We start from the raw sequence: 5,697 nt of genomic DNA on the forward strand, positions 1-5,697 counted from the left end.
CAGCCGGTAGACGAACACCGCGACGGTGGCCAGCTCGAACCCGCCGAGCGCCAAGACGATGGGGAAGGTGCCGAAGGTGAAGACGAAGGTGAGCGCCGCGCCCGTGAGGACCGCGGGGTACACCTGCGGCGCGACCACGTCGACGAACGCCCGGACCGGTCCCGCGCCGAGGCTCCGCGCGGTCTCGACCGCGCTCGCGTCCACCGACTCCCACGCCGCGGTCGTCACGCGCGCCACGAGCGGCGCGTTGTAGAACGCGTGGGCGATCACCACCGCTTCGAGGGTGAACATGAGGTCGACCGGCGGGAGGCCGAGCGCGCCCAGCGCGGCGTTCAGCGTGCCGTTCCGTCCGAAGGTGGCGACGAAGCCGACCGCGACCATGATCGACGGGAGGACGAACGGGACGACCGTGAGCGAGCGCAGCGTCCGCCGCCCGGGGAACTCGAAGCGCGCGAGCAGGTACGCGGCCGGGAGGCCGAGGGCGACGCTCGCGAGCGTCGAGAGGACCGCCTGATACGCGGTGAAGCCGACGATCCCGAGCCGGCGCTCGGGCGACGCGAGCGACCGCGCGACCGCGACCGGCGACTCGCCGGAGAGCAGCCGCGCCAGCTCCCCGAAGTAGAACGGGTCGGTGAGGACCTCCGCGAAGACGGCGAGCGTGACGGCGCCGTCGACGACGACCGCCTCGATCAGGACGGTCGCGGTCGGGTAGTAGAAGGCGACGACGAGCGCGGCGCTGGTGAGGACCGCCAGCGCCGTCAGCGCGCGCGACTCGACGCCCTCGCGGAGGCGGCTCAGCCCCACGCGACCCGTGCGATCGCCGTCGTCGTCCGTCACGCGCTCGGTCCCTCGTCGCCCACGCGCTTAGTTCCCGACGAACTCCCGCTCCCAGGCCTCGACCCACGCGTCGACGGAGCCCTGTAGCTCGTCGTAGGTGAACGTCACCGGGTCGGCCGGCTCCTGCGCCAGCTCGGCGTAGTCGCTCGGCAGCTCGGCGCCGTCGATCGCCGGGAACGCGACGTTGCGCTGGGCGATCTCGCCCTGGACCGCCGGCTCCAGCACGAACGACATGAACTCCCGGGCGAGCTCGGGCTCGTCGGCGTCGGCGAAGACGGCCATCCCCTCGGGGTTCGCGTACGCCTGGTCGTTCAGGAACCGGATCTGGTGCTCCTCGAGGTCCGCGCCCTCCATGTCGGCGAACACCTGGTCGGTGGAGTAGGAGACGACCATCGGCGCCTCGCCCTCGCTCCACGCCGCGTACGCGTCGTCCCAGCTGCCCAGCACGCGCACGTCGTTCTCCTGGAGGTCCGCCCAGTAGTCGAGGTAGTCGTAGTCGGGGTCGCCGTCCGCGCCCTCGATCGCCTCCCCGTCGCCGTCGCTCGCGACGCCGCCGTCGCCGAAGCGGTCGACCGTGTGGAGGAGGAACGCGCGCCCGGTCGAGGAGGCGCCGGGGTTCTGCGCGATGAGCGCGCCCGCGTGCTCGTCGTCGAGCAGGCCGTCGAACGTCTCGGGCGCCTCCGTCGCGGTCCCGTCGTACACGAGGCTCACGTAGCCGGTGTCGAACGGGACCGCCCGGTCGAAGGGATCGAACCGGAGCCCCTCCTTGACCGCGTCGCGGCCCTCGATCTCGCCCGCCTCGGCGAAGAGGTCGTCGTCGAGCCGCTCGTCGACGCGCACGAGGTCCTCCGTGGTGAGGCCGACGTAGAGGTCGGCGTCGACCGACGCGCCGGAGGCGGCGCGCTCGACGTAGTAGTTCACCTCGTTGTCGGGCGTCGCCCACTCCAGCGTGGCGTCGACCCGGCTCTCGAACTCCTCTTTGAGCCACTCGCCGGGGCTCACGGAGGGCGCGTCGATGAAGCTCGTGTACGTCGCGACCGTCAGCGTCGGCGTCTCATCTCCGTCGTCTCCGTTCTCGTCGTCGGTGTCGTTCCCGTCGGCGCCCCCGTCCCCGTCGCTTCCGGCGCCGTCGCCGCCGTCGTCAGTCCGCTCGGCGCTACAGCCGGCGAGCGCGGCGGCCCCCGCCGCCCCGGCCGCCGTCAGGAACCGCCGTCGGGTGCGTGACCGGGCGCGTCGCCGCCGCGTCTCGCTCTCGTCGGTAGTCATCACTCGGTTGTTGTACTCGGTGGTTACATAAGGGCTCCGTCCGCGTCCGCTGCGCCGTCCCCGAGCGGGGGTCCCGCTCCGGCCCGACTCCCGGACCGCCGACACCCATTTACTCCGCGACGACCACCCGGATCCATGGACGAGCACTCCGGAGCGCGGTCGACGCGGACGACCCGGCGGCGGCTGCTCGCCGGCGGCGCGGCGGCCGGCGTCGCCGGACTCGCGGGCTGTCTGGGCGGCCGCGACGGCCCGGTCCCGGCCCCCGAAGTGACGAGCGACCGGATCGGGGACTGGCGGCAGACCGACGAGTCCGAGAGCACCGTCTTCGAGCAGTCGTACGGCCCCGTCACGGTTCGGGCGCTCGAACGAACCCGGATATTCGAGTACGCCCCCGTCGCGGACGCGCTCGCCGAGACGGTCGACGCCTCGGGGTCGCCCGTCGTCTTCTTCGCGACGCGGATCGACCTCCGGCCCGCGATCGATCGGCTCCCGGCCGGCGTCGGTCGAGAGCGGGTGATGAGCGAGGTGGAGACGGCCGCGACCGACGCGTTCCGCGCGCAGCTCCGAAACGCCGGCATCGAGGGCGTCGAGGTCGCCGAGGAGATGACCACCACCGTCCGGTCCGGCCACACCGCGACCGCGTGGCGGCTGACGGGCGAGTACGCGATCGACGGGGGGATTCCGCTCCCGACGGGGTCGACGGCGACCGTCGACCGCCCCCTCGATATCGGGGCCCGCCTCGGCGTCTGGCACGACGGGACCGACGTCATCGTCGCGGGCGGCGCGTACCCGACCGACCCGCTCATCGAGGTGTTCGACGCGGCGCTGCCCGACTCGGTCGACGCCGAGAGCGTCGTGCGGCGGCTCGCGGACGCGGAGACCGCCGAGGCGCTCGCGACCGACCCCGCGGCCTACGACGAGGACGTCTCGCAGCTGCTCATCTCGGTGGCGTGAGCGGGTAGAGAACCCGGGACCTCCGGCGTCGGTGTAACTCTATTGTTTATAAGCGGAGCGCGGTGGCGCGTGCCGACGAGCGCCCGAAGGGCGCGAGTCGCTCGCGCGAGGTCGTCGGGCTTCGCCCGACTGCCAGAGAATCTCCGATTCTCGCTGGAGTCGCTGGCTCCCGGAGCGAAGCGGAGGGTGCCAGCGACGAGGCCGGGGAGGCGCGAGGCTGCGGTTGCGGTCGGGTGGGACGCAAAGGGGCAGTCACCGGCGGCCTCACGACTGGGGCTTCGGCGGTGTTCGCCAGCGATTCAGTCTCAGCTATTTATAAATCAGTCACTGGGGACTTGGAGGAGTCGTCGCCGATCCACAGGTAGCCATTTAGAAACAATCGACTAGAGACTTGGAGACGAACAGTTCACCGGTTCCCCCTCCGTTTCGTCTCGAACCGACCCGTTTAATCGGCGTCCCCGACTCTCACCCGGTATGAGCGACTTCCCCGAGTTCGAGGTGATCCCCGCCGTCGACGTGCAGGACGGCGAGGTCGTCCAGCTGGTCGGCGGCGAGCGCGGGACGGGCAAGCGCTACGGCGACCCCGTCGCGGCCGCCGAGCGGTGGATCGAGGCGGGCGCCGGCACGCTCCACCTCGTCGACCTCGACGGCGCGTTCGAGGGGGAGCGCGTCAACGCGGCGGCGATCGAGGCGGTCGTCGAGAGCGTTCCGGACGGGGTCGGCCTCCAACTCGGCGGCGGCATCCGCACGGCCGAGGGCGCGCGCGACCTCCTCGACCTGGGGCTCGACCGCGTCATCCTCGGCACCGCGGCGGTCGAGACGCCCGAGATCGTCGCCGAGATCGACGAGACGCACCCCGGGAGCGTCGTCGTCAGCCTCGACGCGAAGGGCGGCGAGGTCGTCGTCTCGGGGTGGACCGAGGGGACCGGGCTGGACCCCGCCGAGGCCGCGGCGCGCTACGCGGAGCTGGGCGCCGGCGCGATCCTCTTCACGAACGTCGACGTGGAGGGGCAGCTGGAAGGGATCGACCGCGAGGCGGTCGCGAGCGTCGTCGAGGCCGTCGAGATCCCCGTGATCGCGTCCGGCGGCGTGGCGAGCGTCGAGGACGTGGTCGCGCTGAAGGAGGCCGGCGCGGCGGCGGTCGTGGTCGGGACCGCGCTGTACGAGGGCGAGTTCACGCTGCGGGAGGCGCAGGAGGCGGCCGACGAGACCTAACAACCGGCCCGCGGGCTCGTCGTCGATCGGGCATAAATAACTAACCGCGATGAGTGTGTCACGGTGCGATTCACCGGCCTGTGAACCACTCACGTATCGAAGCCCGCGTCGCGCAAGACGATATCGATGGCGCGGGTGATCTCCTCGCTCGCTTCTCGGCTCGACAGCCCGTTCGCTTCGGCCAGTTCGGCCGTCGAAACTCCGCGTGGTACTTTGAAATACCAGTTCCGTACGGCGCTCCGGAGGAGCGCCTCCTGGGTGTCGGACAACTCCGATCTGGCGCTGTGGTCTGATCCCATGTTTACTCACCTCCCGATCTTGAGCGACTACTCGACGCCGGACGACTCCCCGTCGTACTCTCTCACAGGATGTGTTAGTAATTCACATTCCGGTGGAAGTGATCTGCCGGCGGATACGTGCGTCGTCTCTCGCGGTGAGGCCGACGGCCTCGGAGCGCGCGGCGCTGCGGCTTCAGTGCCCCCGCTTCCGGTCGCTCGCGGGACCGCAGCCTCCGCCTCCCCGGCCTCGCAGACGCGCGCCACGGGGATCTATTTATACCAAAACTCGCCGTCCCCGTGTGACGCTCGCTTCCCTCGGGCCCGAACGCCGCCACCCGCAACCGACTTACGAATCCCCCGCGACGGGCCGGTATGAGCGAGCACGACCGGACCGCGGCCGTCACCCGCGAGACGAGCGAGACGACGATCGAACTCACCCTCGCGGTCGACGGCGACGGCGACAGCGAGGTCTCGACGGGGATCGGCTTCTACGACCACATGCTCGAATCCTTCGCCAAGCACGGCCTCTTCGACCTCACGGTCCGCTGTGACGGCGACCTCGCGATCGACGACCACCACACCGTCGAGGACGTGGCGATCTGCCTCGGCGAGGCGTTCGACGAGGCGCTCGGCGACAAGCGCGCGATCCGCCGCTACGCCGACCGGCGGGTCCCCCTCGACGAGGCGGTCGCGAGCGTCGTCGTCGACGTGGCCGGCCGGCCGTACTACGAGTTCTCCGGCGAGTTCTCGCAGGAGTCCGTCGGGGAGTTCACCAGCGTGATGGCCGACCACTTCGCCCTCTCGCTGGCCCACAACGCCGGGCTGACGCTCCACGCGACGGTCGAGAAAGGGGACAACGCCCACCACGAGGTCGAGGCGCTGTTCAAGGCTGTAGCCCGCGCGCTCGACGACGCCACCCGCCTCGACGAGCGCCGCAGCGACACGCCGAGCACGAAGGGCGAGCTCTGAGGCGGCGACGCCGTCGCCCGCCGACCCCCGCCGAACCGTTCGGCCGCCGATCGCTTATGCCCGCGCGAACCGTTACCACGGACGCATGGAACTCGACTGCGAGGGTTGCGCCGGCTGCTGCGTCGACTGGCGCCCGCTCGACCCGGCCGCGGCGGGCTCCGACCGGGCCGGCCCGCGT

At 71.3% G+C, this 5,697-nt stretch carries 6 protein-coding genes and 1 pseudogene; 4 read left to right on the forward strand and 3 right to left on the reverse strand.

All coding sequences use genetic code 11. From position 1 onward, the window contains the following. Both B9G38_RS13655 and B9G38_RS13660 read right to left on the reverse strand, forming a co-directional pair. The coding region (locus B9G38_RS13655) for an iron ABC transporter permease (protein ID WP_143415464.1) at positions 1-837 on the reverse strand (837 nt) is incomplete at its 3' end. A gap of 27 nt (positions 838-864) precedes the next feature. Next, the gene (locus tag B9G38_RS13660) at positions 865-2,103 is read right to left on the reverse strand and encodes a thiamine ABC transporter substrate binding subunit (protein WP_086220722.1); all 1,239 of its coding nucleotides are present in this window, start codon (positions 2,101-2,103) and stop codon (positions 865-867) included. A gap of 135 nt (positions 2,104-2,238) precedes the next feature. Between B9G38_RS13660 and B9G38_RS13665 the strand changes: the two genes are divergently transcribed. Both B9G38_RS13665 and hisA read left to right on the forward strand, forming a co-directional pair. Next, positions 2,239-3,057 (forward strand): hypothetical protein, encoded by an 819-nt coding sequence (locus B9G38_RS13665; RefSeq protein WP_086220723.1) that lies wholly within the window; start codon positions 2,239-2,241, stop codon positions 3,055-3,057. A gap of 474 nt (positions 3,058-3,531) precedes the next feature. Then, entirely contained in the window at positions 3,532-4,272 is a 741-nt protein-coding gene (hisA, locus tag B9G38_RS13670) for a 1-(5-phosphoribosyl)-5-[(5-phosphoribosylamino)methylideneamino]imidazole-4-carboxamide isomerase (protein ID WP_086220724.1), read from the forward strand. An 89-nt stretch (positions 4,273-4,361) separates the two neighbouring features. Here the strand turns inward: hisA and B9G38_RS13675 are convergent, their stop codons facing one another. Next, positions 4,362-4,571, reverse strand: a complete 210-nt coding sequence (locus tag B9G38_RS13675; protein WP_086220725.1) for a helix-turn-helix domain-containing protein — start codon at positions 4,569-4,571, stop codon at positions 4,362-4,364. Positions 4,572-4,922: 351 nt separating this feature from the next. On the opposite strand from B9G38_RS13675, the gene hisB reads away from it, so the two are divergent. After that, a complete protein-coding gene (gene hisB / locus B9G38_RS13680) occupies positions 4,923-5,519 on the forward strand; it encodes an imidazoleglycerol-phosphate dehydratase HisB (RefSeq protein WP_086220726.1) in 597 nt (198 codons plus the stop codon). An 85-nt stretch (positions 5,520-5,604) separates the two neighbouring features. After that, positions 5,605-5,697, forward strand: a pseudogene (locus tag B9G38_RS17890) (YkgJ family cysteine cluster protein); the annotation flags it as partial.

The organism is Halorubrum sp. SD612 (assembly GCF_002135005.1).

Bases quoted from the DNA above. Each gene is read 5' to 3' on its own strand.
- B9G38_RS13660 (WP_086220722.1), bottom strand. From the start codon at position 2,103: ATGACTACCGACGAGAGCGAGACGCGGCGGCGACGCGCCCGGTCACGC.
- B9G38_RS13665 (WP_086220723.1), top strand. From the start codon at position 2,239: ATGGACGAGCACTCCGGAGCGCGGTCGACGCGGACGACCCGGCGGCGG.
- hisA (WP_086220724.1), top strand. From the start codon at position 3,532: ATGAGCGACTTCCCCGAGTTCGAGGTGATCCCCGCCGTCGACGTGCAG.
- B9G38_RS13675 (WP_086220725.1), bottom strand. From the start codon at position 4,571: ATGGGATCAGACCACAGCGCCAGATCGGAGTTGTCCGACACCCAGGAG.
- hisB (WP_086220726.1), top strand. From the start codon at position 4,923: ATGAGCGAGCACGACCGGACCGCGGCCGTCACCCGCGAGACGAGCGAG.